We start from the raw sequence: 22,690 nt of genomic DNA, 5'->3' as shown, positions 1-22,690 counted from the left end.
ACCTCAGCAGCAGCGGGAGCCGGGGTTGGCGTCCTGCTTGTCGATGTGGGCCTTCCAGAACTCGCGCTCGGACATCGGTTGCTGGTCCGGGTGGTGGGTGCGGTGGTGTTCGAGGTAGGTCTCGTAGGCCGTCTCACCCACCACGCCGCGCACGATCTGCCAGGCCGCGCGGACGGATCCGCGCAGCCTGGTCAGCGTCGTTCCGGTCAACTCCCGCTCCCGCTCCCGCTCCCGGTCGCGGCGAGCTCCTTCTGCTTCCGGCGCTCCTCGGCCGTCGGGATGAGGCCCGCGGGCGCCCACAGCTCCGACTCGACGTACTCGGCCTCGGTGCTGGGCAGCGGCTCGGTGGCGCGCAGCGCCTTGATCCAGACGCGGACGGCGTCCACCAGCACGATGATGATCAGCACCGCGAACAGCACGCTCAGCACGCCGTCCACAGTGGAGTTGACGACCACCTTCTGCATCTCCTCCACGGTGGAGGCGCTGCCCTTGCTGGTCTGCCCGGCGTCCAGCGCCGCCTGGTAGGAGGCGCGCTGCGCGAAGAACCCGATCTTGGCGTCGGAGGAGAAGATCTTCTGCCAGCTCGCCGTCAGCGTCACCGCCGCGTCCCAGGCCAGCGGGATCAGCGTGACCCACGCGTACTTCGCCTTGCCCGCCTTGATCAGCAGCGTCGTGGCCACCGCGAGCGCCACCGCGGCCAGCAGCTGGTTGGCGATGCCGAACAGCGGGAACAGCTGGTTGATGCCGCCCAGCGGGTCGTTCACGCCGGCCCACAGGAAGTAGCCCCACGCGCCCACGATGATCGCGCTGGCCAGCCAGTTGCCCGGCTTCCAGCTGACGTCGCCGAAGCGCTTCCAGACGTTGCCGACCGTGTCCTGCAGCATGAACCGGCCAACCCGGGTACCGGCGTCCACAGTGGTCAGGATGAACAGCGCCTCGAACATCACCGCGAAGTGGTACCAGAACGCCTTCATCGCGTCCCCGCCCATGACCTGCGAGAACACCTCGGACAGGCCCAGCGCCAGGGTCGGTGCGCCGCCGCTGCGGCCCACCAGGGTCTCCTCCTCGACGGCCGCGGCGGCCGCCGACAGCTGCTCGGGGGTGACGTGGAAGCCGATGCCGGCCACCGCCTGCGACGCCGACTGCACGGTGTCGCCGAGCGCGTTGGCGGGCATGTTCATCGCGAAGTAGATGCCCGGATCGATGATGCAGGCCGCCGCCAGGGCCATGATCGCCACGAACGACTCGGTGAGCATGCCGCCGTAGCCGATGACCCGGATCTGCGATTCCTTCTCGACCATCTTCGGCGTGGTGCCCGAGGAGATCAGCGCGTGGAACCCGGACAGGGCGCCGCAGGCGATCGTGATGAACACGAACGGGAACAGCGCACCCGAGAACACCGGGCCCTTGCCGTTGAGCGCGAAGTCGGTGACCGCCTCGGTCTGCATCGCCGGCATCGCGATCAGGATCGACACCGCCAGCAGCACGATCACGCCGACCTTCATGAAGGTGCTCAGGTAGTCGCGCGGCGCCAGCAGCATCCACACCGGCAGCACCGAGGCGATGAAGCCGTAGATGATCAGCGCGAAGGTGACCTCGTTGCCGGAGAGGGTGAAGAACTCCGCCATTCCGGACTCGGCCACCCAGCTGCCGCCCGCGATCGCGGCCAGCAGCAGCACGATGCCGATCACCGACACCTCGACGATCTTGCCCGGGCGCAGGTAGCGCAGGTAGAAGCCCATGAAGAGGGCGATCGGGATCGTCATGCCGATGGAGAACGCGCCCCACGGCGACCCCTTCAGCGCGCCCACCACGACCAGCGCCAGCACCGCCAGCAGGATGATCATGATGGCGAGCACGGCGATCAGCGCCGCCACGCCGCCCACCGGGCCGATCTCCTCCCGAGCCATCTGGCCCAGGCTGCGGCCGTTGCGGCGGGTGGAGAAGAACAGCACCACCATGTCCTGCACCGCACCGGCGAAGATCACGCCGAGGATGATCCAGATCGTCCCGGGCAGGTACCCCATCTGCGCGGCCAGCACCGGGCCCACCAGCGGACCGGCACCCGCGATCGCCGCGAAGTGGTGACCGAACAGCACCCGCCGGTCGGTCGGGTGGAAGTCGGCACCGTTGTTGAGCCGCTCCGCCGGAGTCGCCCGCTTGTCGTCGACGCCCAGGACCCGCTTGGAGATGAACCGCGCGTAGAAGCGGTAGGCGATGGCGTAGGAGGCCAGCGCCGCGAAGACCAGCCAGGCGGCCGAGATCTCCTCACCGCGCACCAGCGCGATCACGCCCCAGCTGACCGCGCCGACGAGCGCGACCAGCACCCAGACCACGATTTCCTTGGCACTCATTCTGCGCTTCCGAGCCGATCCACCGCTCGGGGCCGTTGTCGTAGCCACCGTCTCGGACTCCAATCCTGCTGTGCGAGACGCGTGTGCACAGCAGTTCTAGAGCATCGGCGCGCGCGTCTGGAATGTCCAGCCCGTTTCGCCAGCGTAATCAGGATGTGAAGTCCTCACCCGACGTCGCGGGTGAGCGCGGCCAGCTCGTCGAGCTTCCGCAGCGTCTCGTCGCGCGGACGCGTCGGCAGCATCAGCAGCGCGTGGTCCACACCGGCCTCCGCGTAGCCGGTGAGCTTCGCGGCGTCGTCCTCGGCGCCGAACAGCGTGACCGGGACCCTCTTCCCCGCTTCGTCGCGCACCCGGGAGATGAGGTCGCCGAGGTTCTCGGTGCCGCCGCGCGGCAGCCAGCCGTCGCCGAACTCGGCGACCCGGGCGATCGAGCGCTCGCTCTCACCGCCGATGTAGATCGGCGGGTGCGGCCGCTGCACCGGCTTCGGCCACGCGTAGATCGGGTCGAAGTCGACGAACTCGCCGTGGAACTCGGCCTTCTCCTGCGTCCAGATCTCGCGCATCGCCCGGATCCGCTCGTCCATCAGCCTGCCCCGGGTGCGCGGATCGGTGCCGTGGTTGCGCATCTCCTCGCGGTTCCAGCCGGCGCCGACGCCGAAGACGGCCCGGCCGCCCGAGATCAGGTCGAGGCTGGCGACCTCCTTGGCGGTGGTGATCGGATCGCGCTCGACGACCAGTGCGATACCGGTGGCCAGCAGCAGGTTCTCGGTGACCGGCGCGATCGCCGACAGCGCCACGAACGGGTCCAGCGTGCGGTAGTAGATCCGCGGCAGCTCACCGCCGCCCGGGTACGGCGACTCGCGGCTGGCCGGGATGTGGGTGTGCTCGGCGAGGAACAGCGCGTCGAAACCGCGCTCCTCCAAAGCCCTGCCGAGATCCACCGGCGAGATGCCCTCATCGGTGACGAACGTCGAGATGCCGAACTTCATGGCGACTCCTCCTCGCAGGATGCGGCCGCCACCAGCCCTACCGGTGCGCGCGGTGGACGGCAAGGCGGTCCCGGGGCGTGGGCCGGTGGCGTGAATGCGCCCGACGGACTGATCAACACGGCCGCGCGTCGGTAGAGTCGCCGCAGTTGATCGCTGCCGATTCGGTAACGACCGAGAACCGGCCACAACCCAGGAGGGGGTCCCGGGCGTCGTGCACAGATGTGACGGTGTCGATCGCAATTCCTGCGACCGTCCGGCCCGGTGACAGGTCGGCGGTCATGGACGAGCTGACGAGCAAGCTGACCGACCTCTACCAGGAGCACTACGCGCAACTGCTGCGCATCGCGGTGCTTCTGGTGGACGACCGCGCCTCCGCCGAGGACATCGTGCAGGACGCCTACCTGCGCGTGTTCGACTCGCGGAACCGGTTGCGCGATCCCGACAAGGCGCTGGCGTTCCTGCGGCAGGCGGTGCTCAACAGGGCGAGATCGACGTTGCGCAGACGCCTGGTGGCGCGCAAGTACCTGCCGAAGCTGGCCGTGGACGACAGCCTGCCCGACGACACCGGGCGCGGGCTGGACCGCGCCGTGCTCGCCCAGGCGCTGGCGCGGCTGCCGCGCAGGCAGCGGGAGGCGATCGTGCTGCGCTACTACGCCGATCTGAGCGAGATCCGCACCGCCGAGGTGATGGGGTGCAGTCAGGGTTCGGTGAAGTCCTACTGCTCACGCGGTGTGTCGCGGTTGTCGGAACTGCTGGGGGAGAGGGTGTGAACGAACTCGATCGCGACACCGAGCTGGTGCGCGCCCGGCTGCAGCGGGCGGTCGCCGACGTCGAACCGGCGCCGGACGCGCTGCCCAAGCTGCTGTCGGCAGCACGGCGTCGTCGCGCGCCGTACCGGAGACCGACGTTCCTGATCGTCGCCGCGGCCGTCGTGGTGGCGGTGTTCGCGGGCGTCGCGGTGGGATTCCAGACGCCGACGCCGCAACCGGTGAGCGTCCGCCCGGGCGACTACCTGGCCGCCGTGGGGGCGGGGGTGATCGCCTCGTTCGACGTCGCCTCCGGGCGCGAGCAGGCCGAGCTGGCCCGCATCGACGGGGGAGAGGTCACCGAGCTGGCCGGCGACCGGGGGCGGGTGTACGCCGCGGTGTCCACTGGCGACGGTGGCCGGGTCGTCGAGGTGGCCGCGGGCGGGCAGCGTCCGCTGGCCGAGGTCCGCGACGGCCGCGCGCTCACCGCCAACGGCGGTCGCGTCGCCTACGCCGACGGGGATCGCGTCGTGGTGTGGGCCGGTGGTGCGCGCCGGGACCTGCCGACCCCGGGACTGCGGGTGCTCGACCTGGCGCTGTCCGGCGACGGCAGGCTGGCCCTGCTCGCCGAGCGCGGCGGCCCCGCCGAACTCCTGCTGACCGGACCCGAACCGACCACTGTGGACGGGGCTGAGGAGCTGCCGACCGGGCCCTGCGCGCCGCTGGCGATCACCGGAGCGGGCCAGGACATCGCAGCCCTGGAACCGGCCGACTGCACCGCGCTCGACCGCGCCCGGGTCGCCACCTACGCCGCCGACAGCGGCCGCAAGATCGCCGCCGGCACCCCCTTCGCCACACCACCGCTGACCGAGGGGCCGGTGGGCCTGTCCACCGACGTCCAGGGCCGGGCCCTGGTCGCCCTCCCGGGCCGGGGCCAGTGGCTGGTCGACGGCTCGCAGATCCTCCCGCTCCCGCTGCCCTGCGAGTGCCGGGTCCCCGCCACCTTCTGACGCCTTCACCCGAGCGGGGGAGAGAAGTTGGTCGCGGGTCGGGAGGTGCCCCATCCTCGTGGAGGCCCACGAGGGCCGGGGCGCGGAAGGGTTGGGGTGGTCGTGCGGGGATTGCGGCGATTGGTGCTCGTGGCGTTGGACCGCCCCCGGTGGCAGCAGCTCGTGGCGTGCTGCGTGTCGCTGTGGGCGCTGGCGTGGATCGCCGGGCAGTTCGTGGACCCCGACGACGCGCCGAGCGCGCTGGGCGTGCTCGGCGATCTCGCCGCCCGCTTCGGGATGACCGGCGGCGGCTGGGCGGAGCGGGTCACCGAGACCTGGCAGCACAGCGGCGGAGGGCTCGCCCTGTTCGGCGGACTGCTGTGGGCCGCCACCACCGAACGCGGCCAGCTGCCCGCGCTGCTCGGCTGGGTCGCGGTGATGCTCGGCGCCGAACGGCTCGGCTACCGGCCCGCGATGCTCGCGGCGCTGGCCGGCATGGTCGGCTTCGTGCTGCTGCTGTGGATCACCGCGCAGCTGTCCCGCCGATTCCTGGACGGGACGACGCTGTACCCCAACGACGTCGTGCGCGCCGGGGTCACCGCCGCCGCCCTGGCCGCCGTGGTGCCGCTCTACGCGCCGATGCTCTTCCTCACCCGGCTCGGCAACCCCTACCTCACCAAGGGGCCTCGCCCGGTCCCGGCCCAGCGACGCGAGGAAACCCAGATCACCGACCGCGAACGGGCCTGAGGGTCGCCTCGACCGTGCGGCGGAGCCGCATTCTCCTTCACCACGTCAGCAACCTGCACCGCCGTGTTGTCCCCTCCGCCACCCGCACCGCCAAGCAACGCATTTTCCTCAACGGCAATTAGGGGTTGAGCCGGAGGCCGCGTTCGGCCATCGCTCGTAGCTCCAGGTCGTCGGAGTGGGAGGGGCGCTGGGACCAGACGACCTGCACGACCCGGACCTGAGTTCCGTTCTGCTGCACGGCCTGCGCCGCGTCGCCGAACTCGCGCGGAGCGCCCGGCCAACCGCGGCCCTGCGCGAGGAGATCGGTGACGCCGCCGGTCCCGGCCGACTCCAGCAGCTCGCGCAGCCGCGTCCCCGAACCCTGGTCCGCCACGTCCACGATCGCGACCGACACCGCCACCGGCGACGGGCCCAGGTGCGTCTCGAACACCCCGCGCCGCAGGCTCCGGCACGGTTGCTGCTGGAACCACCGCTGCACGTCGCCGTAGGAGTTCGGGGCGCACGCGGCGACGTGGTCGGCGGCGCGCAGCGCGAACTCCACGCCGTCGACCCGCTGCGCGGCCGCCTCGGGCGGGCTCGCCGACGGAGACCCCAGCAGCAGCGCGCCGACCAGCGCGCACAGCAGCACCGCCACCGCTGCGCCGATCAGCTTGCCGCGCGGTGCCGATCGAGGGGGTTCGGCGGCGGGCGGGTCCTCGGAGTACTTCGGGATGAGCGCGGTCTCGACGCGGGACAGGTCCACGTCCGGCGAGGCCGGGAACCCCTCCTCGACCAGCTGCTCGTCGGTGACCTCGGCGCCGAGAACCTCCAGCAGCGCCCGCGCCGACCCCGCGCCGCACGAGCTCTCGTAGGTCGCCAGCTCGCGCGCCGCCGACAGCACCGAGGTCGTGTTCGGCGAGACGACCCGCACCCCGCGGTGCAGGTCGGTGGTCGGCTGGGTGACCTGCCCGACGTAGGGGCCGACCGCGACGACCGCCGCCACCGGCAGCGGTTCGAGACCGCGGGTCTGCAACCCGCGGGCCAGCGCAGCCGCCGATTCCAGCCCCTCCTGAGCCGGGTTGACCTTGCCCTCGGTGCGCACCAGCGGCCAGCCGTCCACCGTCCACGGCGTGCCCACCGGGGCTTCCAGCTTCAACGCGGGCTCCGGCAGGTCCACGCCGAGCACTACGATCACCCCGCGGGGAAGCACGATCACCGCGTCGAGCTCGCGCGGACCGCCAGGAGGGCGACAACCGAGCACGGCGACGCCGCCGAGCACCGAACGGCCCGCGCCCCACGCGGCGACGGCCGCCCGGACGTCGGCGCCGACCTCGGTCGGTTCCGCTCCGAGCCGCACCAGGTGCATCGGGCCTCCTCGGGAATCGCGGTGTGCCGGGCCCTTCCAGGCCGACCCGACGACGGTAGCGGGGGCGGGGACGCCGCGTACCCCAGATCGCGCATTCGCCCGATCGAGTGGTAATCGCCACTCGTCTGCCGAGGTCGGATTGCTGCGTCCGAGGGATGTCGATCACCCGGCACGACGCTCGGATCAGCGGTTTCAGTGAATCTTCGTCGCCGGAGCACGAGTGGTCTCGGCTGGTGCCGGGCGTTTTCGGTGGTGGACGCGTGTTGATGTCGCGGTGGCGAAGATCTCCACCTGCGATGCAGAATGACGCCGCAACTGATGATCGCCGGGTTCGCGAGGTCGTAGGGGAAGACGTCCCTCGTCGAATAGCGGAGGTCAGCAGTGAGCACCCGTGGCAGCGACAGTGGCCTCACCAGCGGTGTGGTCTACATCCACTCGTCGCCGTCTGCGGTCTGCCCGCACGTCGAGTGGGCGATTTCCGGCGCACTCGGCACTCGGACGGAACTCCGCTGGACGGCGCAACCGGCAGCCCCAGGTCAACTCCGCGCGGAGTGCACCTGGACGGGCGAGCCGGGTACCGGAGCACGCCTGGTGACCGCGCTGCGCGCGTGGCCCATGCTTCGCTTCGAGATCACCGAGGACCCCAGCACCGGGGTCGACGGGCAGCGGTACTGCCACGCGCCCGGACTCGGCCTCTGGCGCGCCTGCACCAGCGCCAATGGTGACATCGTCGTGACCGAAGATCAACTCCGCACGCTCGCGGCGAATGCCAAGGGCCCGGAGGCCTTCGCGCACCGCGTCGAGCAGCTGCTCGGCGCGGCGTGGGACGACGCCCTGGAGCCCTTCCGGCGCGCGGGCGACGGCGCACCGGTGACCGTGCTGCACCGCGTCGGCTGATTCCGGGGAACCGCGCACGCGGGTGATCCCGCTGTGCGAAGCTGTGGCCGTGCGTTCTTGGCTGAAATGGGGCATCCCGCTCGCCGTCGTCGTGCTGCTCGCGGCCGGAGGTGGCGGGGTGCTGCTGGCCCAGAACGTCTACTACGGGGAACGCCCTCGGGCCACCAGCAACGGCGTCTCGCCCCAGCGGGGCCTGGTGTCGCGCTCCGGCGTCGAGTACACGCCGGACGCCGCCGCCTTCCCGGACCAGCGGATCATCGAGGGCCTGCTGGACAACTACTTCGACGGCATCAACCGCAAGAACTACGAGCTGTGGAAGTCCACGGTCCCGCCCAGCAAGTGGCGCGAGCTGCCGCAGAGCAAGTGGACCGAGGCCTACGACACCACCCGGGACTACGAGATCAAGGTGCACCGCATCGACCCGGGCCAGGACCGCTCCGCGCTGGTCATGCTCAGCTTCAAGAGCGAGCAGAGCCTCGAGGACGCGCCGCCGCAGGTCAAGGCCACCTGCGTGTCGTGGAACGTCGTCTACCCGGTCGTCGTGGACGAGAACGGCAACGCCGTGCTCGACATCAGCAAGCTGCCGAACAGCGCCATCGCCGAGCGCTGCGGCTGAGACCGGGGACCGGGGAAGCGCCGGAAACGCGGGGACGGGAACGCGCCCGCCCCCGCGATCGGTGTCATGCCTTGGCGAAGGCGAGGGCCACGTTGTGGCCGCCGAAGCCGAAGGCGTTGTTGATGGCGGCGGTCTGCTCGACGTGACGCGGCTTGTCGGCCACCACGTCCAGCTCCACCTTGGGGTCGAGGTTCTCCAGGTTCTGCGTCGCCGGGATGACGCCGTGGTGCAGCGAGAGGATCGTGACGATGCTCTCGACCGCCCCGGCCCCGCCGACCAGGTGCCCGAGCGAACCCTTCGGCGCGGTCACGACCGCGCCGTCCCCGATGGCCTTGCGCACCGAGTTCGCCTCGCCCACGTCACCGACCACGGTCGAGGTGGCGTGCGCGTTGACGTGCCCGATGTCGGACGGCTGCAGCTCGGCGGCCGCCAGCGCCTTGCGCATGGCCGCGACCTGCCCCAGACCGTCCGGGTGGCTGCCGGTGATGTGGTAGGCGTCCGAGGTGATGCCGGACCCGGCCAGCCGGCCGTAGATCCGCGCACCGCGCGCCTTGGCGTGCTCGGCGCTCTCCAGGATCACCACACCGGCGCCCTCGCCCATCACGAACCCGTCGCGGTCCGCGTCGAACGGGCGGGAGGCGCGCTCCGGCTCGTCGTTGCGGGTGCTCAGGGTCCGGGCCTGGGCGAAACCGGCGATGGTGATCGGGTGGATGCAGGACTCCGCACCACCGGCCACCACCACGTCCGCGTGCCCGTACCGGATCATCTCGGCGGCCTTGGCCAGGCCCTCCGCACCGGACGCGCACGCCGAGGCCGGCGAGTGCACCCCGGCGCGGGCGCGCAGCTCCAGGCTGACCATCGCCGCCGGCCCGTTGGGCATCAGCATCGGCACGGTCAGCGGCGAAACCTTGCGCAGGCCACCGGCTTCCAGCAGGTCGTCCTGCTGCAGCAGGGTCAGCGGGCCACCGATGCCGGTGCCCAGCGCCACGCCGAGCCGATCCGGGTCGACCGGTTCGGTCTCGTCCGTGGGCATCTCGAAGCCGGCATCCGCCCACGCCTCGCGAGCCGCGATGACCGCGATGGCCTCGCAGCGGTCCATCCGGCGCAGCTGCACGCGCGGCAGCACCTCGCTCGGGTCGACCGCCAGCGGGGCGCCGATCTTGGCGGGAAGCTCGTAGGTGTCGAGCCATTCGGCTTCCATGCGGCGGATGCCGCTGGCACCGTTGAGGATCCCGTCCCAAGTGGACGCCACGTCACCGCCGAGCGGTGTCGTCGCGCCCAACCCGGTGATGACGACTTCGCGGGTCATTTGTTGTTGACGATGTAGTCGACCGCATCGCCGACGGTCTTGAGGTTGGCCAGCTGGTCGTCCGGGATCTTGACGCCGAACTTGTCCTCGGCCTGCACGGCGATCTCCACCATGGACAGCGAGTCGATGTCCAGGTCGTCGACGAAGGACTTGTCGGTGGTCACGTCGGCCGCGTCGGTGCCCGCGACCTCCTCGACGATGGTGGCGAGACCCTGGGTGATTTCTTCGTTCGACACTGGTTTCGTTCCCTTCCTGGTTCTTACGTCCCTACCGGCGGGCCTGCGGCCTGGCGGTGGCTTACTGGTGGTGATCAGGGGCAGACGGCGACCTGGGCGGCGTAGGACAGCCCGGCCCCGAAGCCCACGAGGAGCATGACGGCGCCGCTGGGGATCTCCCCGGCCGCCCGCATGTGGTCGATCGACAGCGGGATCGACGCCGACGACGTGTTGCCGGAGTAGACGATGTCACGCGCGACGACCAGGTCGTCGCGGGCACCCTTGCTCTGCAGCTTCTTGCCGATGGCCTCGACGATGCGCAGGTTCGCCTGGTGCGGGACCAGGACGTCGATGTCGGAGAGCTGCAGACCCGCGGCCTCGACGGCCTCGATGGCCACCGGCGCGATCTGGGTCGTCGCCCACCGGAAGACCGACTGGCCCTCCTGGTAGATGTACTTGTTGTCGCGCAGGTAGATGGTGTCCACCAGGTCACCGGCGCTGCCCAGCACGCCCGGCCCGAGCTGCGGCTCCTCGGCCGCGCCGACCACGCAGGCGCCCGCGCCGTCGGCGAAGATGATGCAGTTGGCGCGGTCCTCCCAGTCCAGCCACTCCTGGAACCGCTCGGAGCCGATGACCAGCACGTTGCGCGCCGACCCCGCGCGCACCGCGTCGGAGGCCTGCGCGGTCGCGTAGACGAACCCGGCGCAGGCGGCGTTGAGGTCGTAGGCGCTCTTGGCCTTGATGCCGATCTGGTCGGCGACCTGGGCCGCGGCGTTGGGGATGCCACCCGGCATCGTGCAGGTCGCGACGATCACCTGGTCCACGTCGGACGGGTCCAGCCCGGCGTCGGCGACGGCCTTCGCGCCCGCCTCGACGGCCATGCTGACCACCGTCTGGTCCTCGTCGCCGAGGCGGCGGTGCACGATCCCGACCCGCTGCTGGATCCACTCGTCGTTGGTGTCGACGATCTTGGCCAGGTCGTGGTTGGTGACGATCCGGTTGCCCTGGCTGCTGCCGAAGCCCAGCAGCTTGGTGCCCGCCACGGCGGGTTTCGATGCGATGCGGGGCAGGCTCACGCGGCGCTCCCGAGCTGGTCGGCGACCTTGTCCAGGTCGGCAGGGGTCTTGAGGGCGATCGTCTGCACGCCCTTGAGCGCGCGGCGCACCATGCCGGTCAGCGCACCCGCGGGCGGGAACTCGACCACGGCGTCCACGCCGCGCTCGCCCAGGGCGGTCATGCAGCTGTCCCAGCGCACCGGGCTGGTCACCTGGCTGACGAGTCGATCGAGGATGTCACCGGCGGAGGTGACCACCGCGCCGTCGGCGTTGGACAGCAGCGGCAGCACCGCGTCGGTGGCCTGGACGTCCTCCGCGTGCTTGGCGAGGGTGTCCCGGGCCGGAGCCATGAAGCGGGTGTGGAAGGCCCCGGCGACCGGCAGCGGGCGGACGCGCGCGCCTTCCGGCGGCTCGGCGGCCAGCTGTTCCAGCGCGCCGTTCTTGCCCGCCGCGACGATCTGACCGGCGCCGTTGCGGTTGGCCGGGTCGAGACCGAGGCGCTCCAGGGTCTCCAGAACGGTCTTCTCGTCGCCGCCGAGCACCGCCGCCATCCCGGTGGGCTCCAGCGCGCAGGCCGCCGCCATCTCGCGGCCGCGCACCGCGGCCAGCGCCACGGCATCGTCGGGGGAGAGCGCACCGGCGACGGCAGCCGCGGCGAGCTCGCCCACCGAATGACCGGCGACCGGGGTGTCGGCGGGGACGTCGAAGCGGCGGCGCAGCTCCTCGGCCGCGATCAGCGACAGCGCGACGACCAGCGGCTGGGTCACCGAGGTGTCCTTGATCTCGTCGGCCTCCGCGGTGGTGCCGAGTCTGATCAGGTCCAGGCCGGTGAGCTCCGACCAGCGGCCGAGTCGGTCCTCGACGCCGTCGAGCTCCAACCACGGGTTGAACATCCCTGGGGCCTGGGACCCCTGTCCGGGAGCGAGAAGCGCGATCACTCTTGCTACTGAACACCTGGTGGCGGTGGCGGGGTGATGCCGACGGGGACGAAACCCGGCTCGCAATGTTGTGGAGTGTCTACAAGCACCGCCCTGAGCAGGGGTTCTTAACTGGGGAATTGTTGTCGGGCGTGTCCGGTCGGTGACTCCGCGAGGGGAGAGACGGCCGTCACCACAGGCCGCGCGCCTTGGCCAGCCTGCCCACGGCGAGCCCGACCCGGAGCACGTGCGCGTCGCGGGCGTTGGAGGGCGTGCGCCCGGTCAGCTCGGCGACGCGCCGGAGGCGGTAGCGGACGGTGTTGGGGTGCACGTAGAGCTGGCGGGCGCAGTTCTCCAGCACGCCGCCGACCTCCAGGTAGGTGTCGACGGTCTCCATCAGCGCGCCGCCCGCGTCGACCAGCGGCAGCACGATGCGCTCGACCAGCTGCCGCTCGGCCTCCGGATCACCGGCCAGCGCGCGTTCCGGCAGCAGGTCCGCGGAGGGCACCGGGCGCGGCGCGGTCGGCCAGGCCACCACCGAGCGCAGGGCCGACATCGCGTCGGCGGCGGAGCGGTGCGCGTCGGCCAGGCTCGGCATGCTCGGCCCGGCCACCACCGGGCCCTCGCCGAAGGCATCGGTCAGGCCGAGGGCGATCTCGTCGTTGTGGCGCTCGTCGCCGGCGCCGCCGAAGACGACGACCAGCCGCGAGCCCTGCACGCCCAGCAGCACCGGGCAGCCGATCCGGGCGGCCTTGCTGCGCACCTGGTAGACGACGGTCGGCGGGTCGTCGGAGGGCGCGTTGCCGACCAGCACGGTGGCCTCCGAGGCGGGGTCCCAGCCCAGCGCGGCGGCGCGCGAGAGCAGCGACTCCTCGGCGTCGCCGCGCACGATGCCGTCGACGACGAGCGCCTCCAGCCGGGCGTCCCACGCGCCGCGGGACTCGGCCGCGGCGGCGTAGGAGGTGGCGGCCGCGAAGGCGATCTCGCGGGTGTAGCGCAGGATCGCCTCCAGCAGCACGAACCGCTCGTGCTCCTTCTCGGCCAGCTCGGGGAGCTGCTGCTCGAAGACGTCGATGGCGACGCGGACCAGCTCCAGCGTCTGCCGCAGGCTGACCCAGCGGGACAGGTCGCGGGGCGCGTTGCGGAACGCCTCGGCGGTCAGCCGGATGGACTGGCTGGAGTCCTGCATCCAGGCGACGAAGTTGGAGACCCCGGTCTGGGTCACCAGCTGCACGCTCGCTCGCTGGTCGGCGGGCAGCCGTTGGAACCAGGGGAGTCGCTGCTCCATCGCGGTGATGCTGGCCCCGGCGAGCCCGCCCGAGGCCCGCTCCAGTCGCCGCAGCGTCGCGGCGCACACTTGATCTTGCGTACCGGTGTCCCGCTCACCAGCGTCTTCGGTACTCATGCGGACAGAATCGCACGCCCGAGATCAGCGCGGTCGTGGGGCGCGCGGGGAAGCGAGACGGCTCACGCACGGCGCATTCGTATTCGCAGCGTTATCGGAGAATTGAAGCATTCACTCGAATTGACGACTCAATACGCCCAAACGTGAAGCCTGTCGGAGTTGCCGCCCGATGAGTGATCGAGAACCATTCCCCCGACGCGAATTCGCCCCGGATTCTGGTTTTTCGAGGAGCAAGAAATATGGGAGCTCTCCAACAAGGATTGGCCGCCGCTTGGTCGGCCGTGGCCACCTTCGTCCCGAAGCTGGTCGTCTTCCTGATCCTTCTGCTGGTCGGATGGCTGATCGCCAAGGCGGTCTCCAAGGCCGTGCAGATGGCGTTCAAGAAGCTGGGATTCAACAAGCTGATCGCCAAGGCCGGACTCGGTGATATGACGTCCGGTTCCGGAATCGACGTCGGCGAAATTCTGGTCAAGCTGGTCTACTACTTCATCCTGCTGATCTTCCTGCAGCTGGCGTTGAGCGCGTTCGGCCCGAACGCGGTCAAGGACCTCATCGACCAGGTCGTGCTCTTCCTGCCGCGCATCGTCGTCGCCGTGGTCCTGGTGCTGGTCGCCGCCGCCATCGGCCGCGCCGTGGGCGACCTGATCCGCAGCTCGCTGGGCAACCGCCCGGTCGGCCCGCTGCTGGGCAAGATCGCATTCGGATTCATCCTGGCGCTGGGCATCATCTCCGCGCTCAACCAGATCGGGATCGCGGTCACCGTGACCACCCCGGTGCTCATCGCCGTGCTGGCCTCCGCCGCGGGCGTGATCATCGTCGGCGTCGGCGGCGGCCTCATCCAGCCGATGCAGCAGCGCTGGGGTCGCTGGCTGGCCAACGCCGAGTCGCAGTTCTCCGCGCAGGGCGGCCAGCAGGCCGGTCAGGGACAGCAGGCCGGCACCGGTCAGGGGCAGCAGGGGCACAGCGGCACCCTCTGACGCAAGTCCGGAAGATCGGGGCTCACCCATCGGGTGGGTCCCGATTTTTCATTCTCCTGGCCGTTCCGGGCCGCCCCGGAACCGGACATCATGGGATCTCGGGATCTGCTTGGGGGTGATCACCGGTGGCGCTACCGCTCGTGTGGCTCGCCGACGTCCTGCGCGCGGCCGGACTGGCCGTCGTGGAGACGCCCGGCTGGAAGGAACGCACCGCCTCGGGGCAGCAGCCCGCAGCGATCGGAGTGCTCGAACACCACACCGCGACCTACGCCTCGTACGAGAACCCGGCGCCCACGGTGCAGATGTGCATCGACGGCCGCGAGGACCTCGCCGGACCGCTGTGCCACGCGGTGATCGGCTTCGACGGGGTGGTGCACGTGATCGCCGCGGGCCGCGCCAACCACGCGGGCAAGGCCAAGGCCTCCGGCCCGAACCCGGCCGGTGACGGCAACACCCTCTACGTCGGTTTCGAGTGGGACTACCAGGGCGTCGAGCAGGGGCCGAGCCCCGAGCAGCACGGCGCGGCGCTGACCGCGACCGTCGCGGTGCTGCGCCATCTCGGCCGACCGCTGGAAGCCGCGCGCGGGCACAAGGAGACCAGCGTCACCGGCAAGATCGACCCGGGCCACGTCGACATGGACCGCTTCCGCGCCGACCTCGTGACCAAGGACCAGGAGGACGAGATGACCCCGGAACAGGACGCGATGCTGCGGCGCCTGGAGCACGAGCTGCTCGGCCCGCGCGGACCGGAGGGGCAGATCCAGGGATGGCAGACCGCGGTCGGCCCGCGCACGATCGTCGCGATGCTCGTCGACCTGGTCAACGACATGGCCGCCGACAACCAGAACCCGCAGGCGGCACCGTCCGCACCGCAGAACGGGTTGCAGGGGCCGGAGGCGATCAAGGCGGCGTTCGAGGCGATGCCCGCCGATCAGGCCGCGCCGCTGCTGGCCGAACTCGTCCGCATCCAGCAGCAGCGCCAGCCGGCGCCCGGGGCTTAGGGGCTGGTGCTACCCGCACCGCCGAGCGAGGTGAGTCCGAAGCGGTTCTAGACCGCGCGGCGCTTCTGGGCGCGCTCGTCGCGGCGGTTGAGCAGTCGCTTCACCAGAGCCGGTTGCTGGGCTAACGCCTCGGGCTCGTCGAGCAGCCGGTTCAGGCGCTGGTAGTAGCGGTTCGGGGAGAACCCGAAGCGCTCCTGGATCACGCGTTCCTTGTTGCCCTGGTACTGCCAGTGCTCCAGTTCGAAGGCGAGGATGGCGCGGTCGGTGTCGTTCATCCGGCGTTCCCCCCTCGTTCAGCTTCGGACGATCAAGTCTAGGCGATCGGGGTACGCGTGTTCGATCGGCCATCGGTGGTGTCGGCGTGTTGTGATCCGACCCACGTGGGGCCCGCGGAACAGATCCACCGGAGCAGGATGTTGCGCAGTGCAGTACGAACTCGTGCGCTCCGGGGTCGGTGGAACTCCGAACCGGCGGTGAAAGTCCGCGAACCGGCACCTCCGCGGGTGCCGGCCGATCCGGTGGAATTCCGGGACCGACGGTCATAGTCCGGATGAGAGGCGCGCACGGGCCACCGCGACGCGCGAATCCGGGCTGGTCGAGCCGTTTTCCGCGGCTCTCGCGGTCGCCCGCGCACACCCCGGCGCACCCGGCGGGAGGAGCGGGCGTGCAAGCGGTGGCGGAATGGCTGCTCGGCAACGGGATCACCGTGCTGGGCCAGAAGATCTCCTGGGCCGAACTCGTCGGCCAGCTGTGCGCGCTCGCGGTGGTGTTCCTGGCGCAGCGGCGCTGGGTGGCGACGTGGCCGGTGCAGGTGGCCGCGACCGTGCTGCTGTTCGCCGTCTACGCCTCGGCTCATCTCGGCGGTCTCGCGGTCCGGCAGGTGGTGATCCTGCTGATCTCGGTCTACGGCTGGTGGGCGTGGAACCGCCGCACCGACCCGGTTTACGGCGTCGCGATCCGCAAGGCCACCGGTGTCGAGCGACTGGTCCTGGTCGCGGTCCTGGCGGCGGGCACCTCGGCGTTCGCGCTGCTGCTGAGCGCCTTGGACGCCTCGTGGGCGCCGTGGCCGGACGCGTGGATCTTCATCGGCACGGGCGTCGCGTTCTGGGCGCAGGGCCGCGGTCTGGTGGAGTTCTGGCTGGTCTGGCTGGCGGTCGACGCCGTCGGCGTCCCGCTGCAGCTCGCCTCCGGCCTGTACTTCAGCGCCGCCATCTACATCGTCTTCGCCGCCCTGGTCGTCCACGGCTGGTGGACCTGGACCCGCGCAGCCCGAGCTCAACGCACCCTCACCACCGTCGCAGGCGGGTGATCAGGTCAGGCGTCCTCGTTGCTGTGGTGCTGGTGCAGGCCCCGGTAGCCTCTCCACCCGCTCGGGTGCGACGCCGCCGGGGCTACGTGCGTTCTGCGGTCAAAACCCACGTCGAAGACGGGTGAGGACTGCTTCGGTCACTCCTCGGGTGCCGCAGGTGGGGGTGCCATCGGGGTTGAGGCGGACGGCGCCGTCGGCGTAGGCGGACTCGACTGCGGCGGTGATGCGGCGGGCGGTGCCGGTGGCGCCCACGTGGTCGAGCAGCATCGCGGCGGTGAGCAGCTGCGACGTCGGGTTGGCCTTGTCCTGCCCGGCGATCGACGGGGCGCTGCCGTGCACGGGTTCGAAGTAGGCGGCGTCGTCGCCGATGTTGCCCGACGGGCACGTTCCGAGTCCGCCCGCGGTCGCCGCGCCGAGGTCGCTGAGCATGTCGCCGACGAAGTTCTCGGTGACCAGCACGTCGAAGTGGCCGGGGTCGGCGACCAGGTCGTGCGCGGCGGCGTCGGTGTAGCGGTGGTCGGCCTCGACGTCGGGGTGGTCGGCGGCGATCTCGTCGAAGATGTCCCGGAAGAACGCGAAGCTGCGCAGCACGTTGCTCTTGTCCACGCAGGTCACCCGGCTCACGCCGTCCTTCGGCGCGCCGGAACGCGCCCGCGCGGTCTCGAAGGCGAACCGCACGATCCGCTCGACGCCGACGCGGGTCATGAGTAGCTGGTCGCTGGCGGCCCGCTCGTTGCGCACCCCGCTGCCGCGCGAGAGGTAGAGGCCCTCGGTGTTCTCCCGCACGATCACGTAGTCGATCCGGTCGACGTCCGCGCGGATCCCGGGCAGCAGCCGCACCGGTCGCACGTTGGCGTAGGTGTCGAGCCCGTTGCGCAGCACCCCGCCGAGCACCCCGGCCTCGGTCCCATCGGGCTTGCGCACCTCGGGCAACCCGACGGGCCCCTTCAACACGGCGTCGTACTCACCCCGGAACCGCTCCAAAGCCCCGGCCACCAGCGGCTCCCCGGTTTCCAGGTAGGTCCGGGCGCCACCGGCCTCGAACCCGAACTCGACGTCCAGCTCGTCCAGGGCCGCAGCAGCCGCCAGCACCTCCCGAGCGCTGGCCATCAGCTCGGGCCCGATCCCGTCCCCGTCGACACACGCGATACGCACACCCCCACCCCACCACACCCGACGTCCCGCGAACTCCACCCCGAAACCGGTTTCACAGCCCGGGGCACGTCCCCCGCACACCACCGAACCGCACCCGGACCACGTGGTTCACGATTTCAATGGAAATCGGCCCTCCGACTTCCATTGAAATCCGAAACCCCAGGTGCCCGCGGGACGACGAAGGCCCCGGTGACCTCCGCCGCGGGGACGGGGTGACCGGGACCTTCGGGTGATCGTTCGGGTCAGGAGACCCCGGGGTCGGAGGTCTGCGGGCCTGCTGCCTGGACGTCGTCGATGCGGTACTTGCGGGCGGCCTCGACGACCGTGGCCTGGTCGATCCGGCCGCTGCGGGCCAGGGCCGCCAGCGTCGCGACCACCGTCGACTCGGCGTCGACGAGGAACACCCGTCGCGCCGCGGGGCGGGTGTCGGAGAAGCCGAAGCCGTCCGCGCCGAGGCTGACCATCTCGCCCGGCACCCACGGCCGGATCAGGTCCGGGACGGCCCGCATCCAGTCGCTGACCGCCACGACCGGGCCCTCGGCCTGCGACAACGCGCGGGTCACGTAGGGAACCTGCGGTTCGGCACCGGGGTTGAGCAGGTTGTGCCGGTCGGCCTGCTCGGCGTCGCGGCGCAGCTGCGCCCACGACGTCGCCGACCACACGTCGGCCCGCACGCCCCAGTCCTCGCCGAGCAGCCGAGCGGCCTTGATCACCTCCGGCAGCAGGACGCCCGAGCCCATCAGCTGGGCGCGCGGACCGGACCCGGCGGGCGCGGCCTGGTACCGGTAGAGCCCGCGCAGCAGCCCGTCCACGTCGAGCCCTTCGGGCTCGGCCGGCTGCTGGTAGGGCTCGTTGTAGACGGTCAGGTAGTAGAAGACGTTCTCGGCGTTCTCGCCGAACATCCGCCGCAGCCCGTCCTTGACGATGTGCGCCACCTCGAACGCCCACGCCGGGTCGTAGGCCACCACCGCCGGGTTCGTGGCCGCGATGAGCTGCGAATGCCCGTCGGCGTGCTGCAGGCCCTCACCGGTCAGCGTTGTGCGCCCCGCGGTGGCGCCCAGCACGAACCCGCGCGCCATCTGATCGGCGGCCGCCCAGAACCCGTCGCCGGTGCGCTGGAAGCCGAACATCGAGTAGAAGATGTAGACCGGGATCATCGGCTCGCCGTGCGTGGCGTAGCTGGTGCCCGCGGCGGTGAACGACGCGGTGGAGCCGGCCTCGTTGATGCCCTCGTGCATGATCTGCCCGGACTCGCTCTCCCGGTAGGCCAGCATCAGCTGGTAGTCCACCGGCGTGTAGAGCTGGCCGTGCGGGTTGTAGATCTTCTGCGACGGGAACATCGAGTCCATGCCGAAGGTCCGCGCCTCGTCCGGGATGATCGGCACGATCCGGCCGCCGATCTCGCTGTCCTTGGCGAGGTCCTTGAGCAGCCGGACGAACGCCATCGTGGTGGCGACCTCCTGCTTGCCGGAGCCCTTGCGGATCACCTCGTAGACCTTGTCGCCGGGCAGCACCAGCGGCTTGGGCCTGGCGCGGCGCTCCGGCAGGTACCCGCCGAGCTGACGACGGCGTTCCTGCAGGTACTGGATCTCCGGCGAGTCCTGCCCGGGGTGGTAGTAGGGCGGCTCGTAGGGGTCGAGCTGCTCGTCGGAGATCGGGATCCGGAGGCTGTCGCGGAACAGCTTCAGGTCGTCGAGCGTCAGCTTCTTCATCTGGTGGGTGGCGTTGCGGCCCTCGAAGTGCGGGCCGAGGCCGTAGCCCTTGATCGTCTTGGCGAGGATGACCGTCGGCTGCCCGTGGTGCTCGGTGGCCGCCTTGTAGGCCGCGTAGACCTTCCGGTAGTCGTGCCCGCCCCGGCGCAGGCCCCAGATCTCGGCGTCGCTGAGGTGCTTGACCATCTCCTTGGTGCGCGGGTCGCGGCCGAAGAAGTGCTCGCGCACGAACGCGCCGTCGTTGGCCTTGTAGGTCTGGTAGTCGCCGTCGGGGGTGGTGTTCATCAGGTTGACCAGGGCCCCGTCGCGGTCGGCGTGCAGCAGGTTGTCCCACTCGCGACCCCACACGACCTTGATCACGTTCCAGCCCGCGCCGCGGAAGAACGCCTCCAGCTCCTGGACGATCTTGCCGTTGCCGCGGACCGGTCCGTCGAGCTGCTGCAGGTTGCAGTTGACCACGAACGTCAGGTTGTCCAGACCTTCGTTGGCGGCCACGTGCAGCAGGCCGCGCGACTCGGGTTCGTTCATCTCGCCGTCGCCTAGGAACGCCCACACCCGCTGCTGCGAGGTGTCGGAGATGCCCCGGTCGTGCAGGTAGCGGTTGAACCGGGCCTGGAAGATCGCGTTCATCGGGCCCAGGCCCATCGACACCGTCGGGAACTCCCAGAAGTCCGGCATCAGCCGGGGGTGCGGGTAGGACGGCAGTCCGCCGCCGGCTCCGGCGTGCGAGTGCTCCTGGCGGAACCCGTCGAGCTGGTGCTCGCCGAGCCTGCCCTCCAGGAAGGCCCGCGCGTAGATGCCGGGGGAGGCGTGGCCCTGGATGTAGAGGTGGTCACCGCCGCCGGGGTGGTCCTTGCCGCGGAAGAACCAGTTGAAACCCACCTCGTAGAGGCTCGCCGACGACGCGAACGAGGAGATGTGCCCGCCGACGCCGATGCCCGGCCGCTGCGCGCGGTGCACCATCATGGCCGCGTTCCAGCGCATCCACGCCCGGTATCGGCGTTCGGTCTCCTCGTCGCCGGGGAACCACGGCTCCTGCTCGGTGGGGATGGTGTTGACGTAGTCCGTGCTGGTCAGCGAGGGGACTCCGACGCCGCTCTCGCGGGCGCGCTGCAGCAGCCGCAGCATCAGGTAGCGGGCGCGCTGCTGCCCGTTGGCCGACAGCACCGAATCGAAGGACTGCAGCCACTCGTCGGTCTCCTGCGGGTCGATGTCGGGCAGGTGGGAGGCCAGGCCGTCCCGGATGACCCGGACCCGCTGGGCGGGGACGGCGTCGTGAGTGGCGTCGTTGTTGAGCGCGGACAAGGGAACTCCTCGACTACGTCGGGATTCGTGGCAGGGTGTGGCGCCGGACGTGACATCCGACACCCCCATGTTCCCCCATGTGCGGGCCCGATGGGCGCATCCGAAATCGACGACGACGCACCGCAGGCTGTTGGTGCGGGCGAAGCCGGTCTAGAGTCGGACATCAACGCGTTGCTACGGCGTGTCGTGCGCCTAGCAGTTGCGCCGGTGGCGGTCCGCAGTGTTCGCTATCGGCCAGGTTTGGAAGACGTGCGGGGCCAGGGGTCACCGCACCGGTGCATTGGAGGAGTGAGCAAACCGTGGTCGCCGCGGGAGACGCCGGTAAAGGCGAAGCCGACGTCGCCGAGAGGCTCGACATCGAGCCGGAGATGGTTGTCCAGGAAATCGGCTGGGACGAGGACGTCGATGACGACGTCCGGGCCTCGATCGAGGAGCGTTGCGGGAGCGATCTCCTCGATGAAGATGCCGACGAAGTGGTCGATGTCGTGTTGCTGTGGTGGCGCGAAGACGATGGCGACCTCACGGACACGCTTCTCGATGTGATGACGCCCCTGTCCGATGACGGGGTCATCTGGGTGATGACCCCCAAGACCGGCCGCGACGGATACGTCGAACCGGCCGACATCGCCGAGGCCGCCTCAACGGCGAACCTGGCGCAGACCGCGAACGCCAGCGTCAGCGAAGGCTGGATGGGCACCCGGCTGGCGTACCGCCGGGCCAAGGCCCGTCGCTGAGTCGATTCGTGCTTGGAACCGTGGGCACCGATGTCGCCATCGGTGCCCACGTTCGTGGCCCCACTTCCCTCGCGCCGTGTAGGTTCGGCCGGGACAAGGTCATGTCGAACTGGAGGGTGCTCTCATGACTGTTGAGGTCGGTGCGCAGGCGCCGGACTTCACGCTGCCCGACTACAACAAGGAAAAGGTCTCGCTGGCCGATTTCCGGGGCAAGAAGAACGTCCTGCTGGTGTTCTACCCGTTCGCGTTCAGCGGCGTCTGCCAGGGCGAGCTCTGCCAGGTCCGCGATGACCTGAGCGACTTCGAGAACGACCAGGTTCAGGTCATCGGCGTCTCGGTGGACACCCCGTTCTCGCTCAAGGCGTGGGCCGAGCAGCAGGGCTACACCTTCCCGCTGCTGTCGGACTTCTGGCCGCACGGTGAGACCGCCAAGGCCTACGGCGTGTTCAACGACGCCGCCGGCATGGCCAACCGCGGTACCTTCCTCATCGACACCGAGGGCAAGGTCCGCTTCGCCGAGGTCAACCAGCCCGGCGAGGCCCGCGACCAGAACGTCTGGAAGAAGGCCCTGGCGGAACTCACCGCCTGAGTCCTCCCGGAACAGGTGGTCGACCGGCCCGAACACGGGCACAACACCCCGGTATCCTTACCGGGGTGTTCGCCCGGCAAGCGCCGATCGATCACCCCAGGGGCGCATAGCTCAGCGGAAGAGCACTTGCCTTACAAGCAAGGGGTCGTTGGTTCGAACCCAACTGCGCCCACTCCTGAGATTCCAGCTCAACCGGAACACCGACCGCGTTTCTCTCCCGGCGTCGGAATGTGCGACTCCGGTTCGATTCCGAGAGTTCTTAGTGGTGACTGCTGGTCATCTGTCATTCCAAGAGCGCACGTGGTGGCTCGGCGAATTCTCGCC

22 protein-coding genes, 1 tRNA gene and 1 riboswitch are annotated in these 22,690 nt (G+C 70.5%); of the genes, 11 read left to right on the top strand and 12 right to left on the bottom strand.

The window, feature by feature from the left end:
* Window positions 1-3: 3 nt before the first annotated feature.
* From QFW96_RS23810 to QFW96_RS23800, 3 genes are all read right to left on the bottom strand, one after another.
* Window positions 4-210 (bottom strand): YbdD/YjiX family protein, encoded by a 207-nt coding sequence (locus tag QFW96_RS23810; protein WP_281457946.1) that lies wholly within the window; start codon window positions 208-210, stop codon window positions 4-6.
* Window positions 207-2,354 carry a carbon starvation CstA family protein gene (locus tag QFW96_RS23805; protein ID WP_281457945.1) on the bottom strand — a complete coding sequence of 716 codons (2,148 nt, stop codon included), beginning with the start codon at window positions 2,352-2,354 and terminating at the stop codon, window positions 207-209. Before QFW96_RS23805 ends, QFW96_RS23810 begins: the two co-directional genes overlap by 4 nt.
* A 164-nt stretch (window positions 2,355-2,518) precedes the next feature.
* Complete coding sequence (locus QFW96_RS23800; RefSeq protein WP_281457944.1) at window positions 2,519-3,343, bottom strand: LLM class F420-dependent oxidoreductase; 825 nt, start codon at window positions 3,341-3,343, stop codon at window positions 2,519-2,521.
* Window positions 3,344-3,621: 278 nt separating this feature from the next.
* Between QFW96_RS23800 and QFW96_RS23795 the strand changes: the two genes are divergently transcribed.
* The 3 genes from QFW96_RS23795 to QFW96_RS23785 all read left to right on the top strand — a co-directional run bounded on the left by QFW96_RS23795 (window position 3,622) and on the right by QFW96_RS23785 (window position 5,825).
* The gene (locus tag QFW96_RS23795) at window positions 3,622-4,113 is read left to right on the top strand and encodes a SigE family RNA polymerase sigma factor (RefSeq protein WP_281457943.1); all 492 of its coding nucleotides are present in this window, start codon (window positions 3,622-3,624) and stop codon (window positions 4,111-4,113) included.
* A complete protein-coding gene (locus QFW96_RS23790) occupies window positions 4,110-5,099 on the top strand; it encodes a WD40 repeat domain-containing protein (protein WP_281457942.1) in 990 nt (329 codons plus the stop codon). The genes QFW96_RS23795 and QFW96_RS23790 overlap by 4 nt, the downstream gene beginning before the upstream one ends.
* A gap of 123 nt (window positions 5,100-5,222) precedes the next feature.
* Window positions 5,223-5,825, top strand: a complete 603-nt coding sequence (locus QFW96_RS23785; protein ID WP_281457941.1) for a hypothetical protein — start codon at window positions 5,223-5,225, stop codon at window positions 5,823-5,825.
* A 118-nt stretch (window positions 5,826-5,943) separates the two neighbouring features.
* On the opposite strand, the gene QFW96_RS23780 is transcribed toward QFW96_RS23785, so the two are convergent.
* Window positions 5,944-7,170 carry a hypothetical protein gene (locus QFW96_RS23780; RefSeq protein ID WP_281457940.1) on the bottom strand — a complete coding sequence of 409 codons (1,227 nt, stop codon included), beginning with the start codon at window positions 7,168-7,170 and terminating at the stop codon, window positions 5,944-5,946.
* Window positions 7,171-7,551: 381 nt separating this feature from the next.
* On the opposite strand from QFW96_RS23780, the gene QFW96_RS23775 reads away from it, so the two are divergent.
* Window positions 7,552-8,067, top strand: coding sequence for a DUF3145 domain-containing protein (locus QFW96_RS23775; protein WP_281457939.1), 516 nt, complete (start codon window positions 7,552-7,554; stop codon window positions 8,065-8,067).
* Window positions 8,068-8,116: 49 nt separating this feature from the next.
* On the top strand, window positions 8,117-8,683 hold the full coding sequence (locus QFW96_RS23770) for a hypothetical protein (protein WP_281457938.1): 567 nt from the start codon (window positions 8,117-8,119) through the stop codon (window positions 8,681-8,683).
* A gap of 64 nt (window positions 8,684-8,747) precedes the next feature.
* On the opposite strand, the gene QFW96_RS23765 is transcribed toward QFW96_RS23770, so the two are convergent.
* From QFW96_RS23765 to QFW96_RS23745, 5 genes are all read right to left on the bottom strand, one after another.
* A complete protein-coding gene (locus tag QFW96_RS23765; protein ID WP_281457937.1) occupies window positions 8,748-9,992 on the bottom strand; it encodes a beta-ketoacyl-[acyl-carrier-protein] synthase family protein in 1,245 nt (414 codons plus the stop codon).
* A complete protein-coding gene (locus QFW96_RS23760; RefSeq protein WP_281457936.1) occupies window positions 9,989-10,228 on the bottom strand; it encodes an acyl carrier protein in 240 nt (79 codons plus the stop codon). Before QFW96_RS23760 ends, QFW96_RS23765 begins: the two co-directional genes overlap by 4 nt.
* Window positions 10,229-10,302: 74 nt before the next feature.
* Complete coding sequence (locus QFW96_RS23755) at window positions 10,303-11,283, bottom strand: beta-ketoacyl-ACP synthase III (RefSeq protein ID WP_281457935.1); 981 nt, start codon at window positions 11,281-11,283, stop codon at window positions 10,303-10,305.
* Window positions 11,280-12,200, bottom strand: coding sequence for an ACP S-malonyltransferase (locus tag QFW96_RS23750; RefSeq protein ID WP_281457934.1), 921 nt, complete (start codon window positions 12,198-12,200; stop codon window positions 11,280-11,282). The genes QFW96_RS23755 and QFW96_RS23750 overlap by 4 nt, the downstream gene beginning before the upstream one ends.
* A 169-nt stretch (window positions 12,201-12,369) precedes the next feature.
* Entirely contained in the window at window positions 12,370-13,584 is a 1,215-nt protein-coding gene (locus QFW96_RS23745; protein WP_281457933.1) for a PucR family transcriptional regulator, read from the bottom strand.
* 239 nt (window positions 13,585-13,823) lie between these two features.
* Between QFW96_RS23745 and QFW96_RS23740 the strand changes: the two genes are divergently transcribed.
* Complete coding sequence (locus QFW96_RS23740; protein WP_281457932.1) at window positions 13,824-14,561, top strand: mechanosensitive ion channel family protein; 738 nt, start codon at window positions 13,824-13,826, stop codon at window positions 14,559-14,561.
* Window positions 14,562-14,686: 125 nt separating this feature from the next.
* Entirely contained in the window at window positions 14,687-15,562 is an 876-nt protein-coding gene (locus tag QFW96_RS23735) for a peptidoglycan recognition protein family protein (protein ID WP_281457931.1), read from the top strand.
* A 47-nt stretch (window positions 15,563-15,609) separates the two neighbouring features.
* On the opposite strand, the gene QFW96_RS23730 is transcribed toward QFW96_RS23735, so the two are convergent.
* The gene (locus tag QFW96_RS23730) at window positions 15,610-15,837 is read right to left on the bottom strand and encodes a DUF3263 domain-containing protein (RefSeq protein WP_281457930.1); all 228 of its coding nucleotides are present in this window, start codon (window positions 15,835-15,837) and stop codon (window positions 15,610-15,612) included.
* Window positions 15,838-15,999: 162 nt separating this feature from the next.
* Window positions 16,000-16,128, top strand: a riboswitch (FMN riboswitch).
* 98 nt (window positions 16,129-16,226) lie between these two features.
* Here QFW96_RS23730 and QFW96_RS23725 point away from each other — a divergent pair.
* Window positions 16,227-16,871 carry a nicotinamide mononucleotide transporter family protein gene (locus QFW96_RS23725; protein WP_281457929.1) on the top strand — a complete coding sequence of 215 codons (645 nt, stop codon included), beginning with the start codon at window positions 16,227-16,229 and terminating at the stop codon, window positions 16,869-16,871.
* Between the two features lie 99 nt (window positions 16,872-16,970).
* On the opposite strand, the gene QFW96_RS23720 is transcribed toward QFW96_RS23725, so the two are convergent.
* Both QFW96_RS23720 and aceE read right to left on the bottom strand, forming a co-directional pair.
* Entirely contained in the window at window positions 16,971-18,026 is a 1,056-nt protein-coding gene (locus QFW96_RS23720) for an isocitrate/isopropylmalate dehydrogenase family protein (RefSeq protein ID WP_281457928.1), read from the bottom strand.
* A 242-nt stretch (window positions 18,027-18,268) separates the two neighbouring features.
* Window positions 18,269-21,043 (bottom strand): pyruvate dehydrogenase (acetyl-transferring), homodimeric type, encoded by a 2,775-nt coding sequence (gene aceE, locus QFW96_RS23715; RefSeq protein WP_281457927.1) that lies wholly within the window; start codon window positions 21,041-21,043, stop codon window positions 18,269-18,271.
* Window positions 21,044-21,342: 299 nt separating this feature from the next.
* Between aceE and QFW96_RS23710 the strand changes: the two genes are divergently transcribed.
* From QFW96_RS23710 to QFW96_RS23700, 3 genes are all read left to right on the top strand, one after another.
* Window positions 21,343-21,777, top strand: coding sequence for a DUF3052 domain-containing protein (locus QFW96_RS23710; protein ID WP_093420851.1), 435 nt, complete (start codon window positions 21,343-21,345; stop codon window positions 21,775-21,777).
* Between the two features lie 124 nt (window positions 21,778-21,901).
* The gene (locus QFW96_RS23705) at window positions 21,902-22,366 is read left to right on the top strand and encodes a peroxiredoxin (protein ID WP_281457926.1); all 465 of its coding nucleotides are present in this window, start codon (window positions 21,902-21,904) and stop codon (window positions 22,364-22,366) included.
* A gap of 100 nt (window positions 22,367-22,466) precedes the next feature.
* Window positions 22,467-22,538, top strand: a tRNA-Val gene (locus QFW96_RS23700).
* The last annotated feature ends 152 nt before the right edge of the window (window positions 22,539-22,690 follow it).

The organism is Saccharopolyspora ipomoeae, from assembly GCF_029952525.1.
Classification (GTDB): Bacteria; Actinomycetota; Actinomycetes; order Mycobacteriales; family Pseudonocardiaceae; genus Saccharopolyspora; species Saccharopolyspora ipomoeae.
The sequence above is the reverse complement of the archived record's forward strand: the minus strand, read 5'-3'. Positions and strand labels throughout refer to the sequence as shown.

Coding starts and splice junctions, on each gene's coding strand:
- QFW96_RS23795 (WP_281457943.1), top strand. CDS start 3,622: ATGGACGAGCTGACGAGCAAGCTGACCGACCTCTACCAGGAGCACTAC.
- QFW96_RS23780 (WP_281457940.1), bottom strand. CDS start 7,170: ATGCACCTGGTGCGGCTCGGAGCGGAACCGACCGAGGTCGGCGCCGAC.
- QFW96_RS23745 (WP_281457933.1), bottom strand. CDS start 13,584: ATGAGTACCGAAGACGCTGGTGAGCGGGACACCGGTACGCAAGATCAA.
- QFW96_RS23765 (WP_281457937.1), bottom strand. CDS start 9,992: ATGACCCGCGAAGTCGTCATCACCGGGTTGGGCGCGACGACACCGCTC.
- QFW96_RS23730 (WP_281457930.1), bottom strand. CDS start 15,837: ATGAACGACACCGACCGCGCCATCCTCGCCTTCGAACTGGAGCACTGG.
- QFW96_RS23800 (WP_281457944.1), bottom strand. CDS start 3,343: ATGAAGTTCGGCATCTCGACGTTCGTCACCGATGAGGGCATCTCGCCG.
- QFW96_RS23740 (WP_281457932.1), top strand. CDS start 13,824: ATGGGAGCTCTCCAACAAGGATTGGCCGCCGCTTGGTCGGCCGTGGCC.
- QFW96_RS23805 (WP_281457945.1), bottom strand. CDS start 2,354: ATGAGTGCCAAGGAAATCGTGGTCTGGGTGCTGGTCGCGCTCGTCGGC.
- QFW96_RS23705 (WP_281457926.1), top strand. CDS start 21,902: ATGACTGTTGAGGTCGGTGCGCAGGCGCCGGACTTCACGCTGCCCGAC.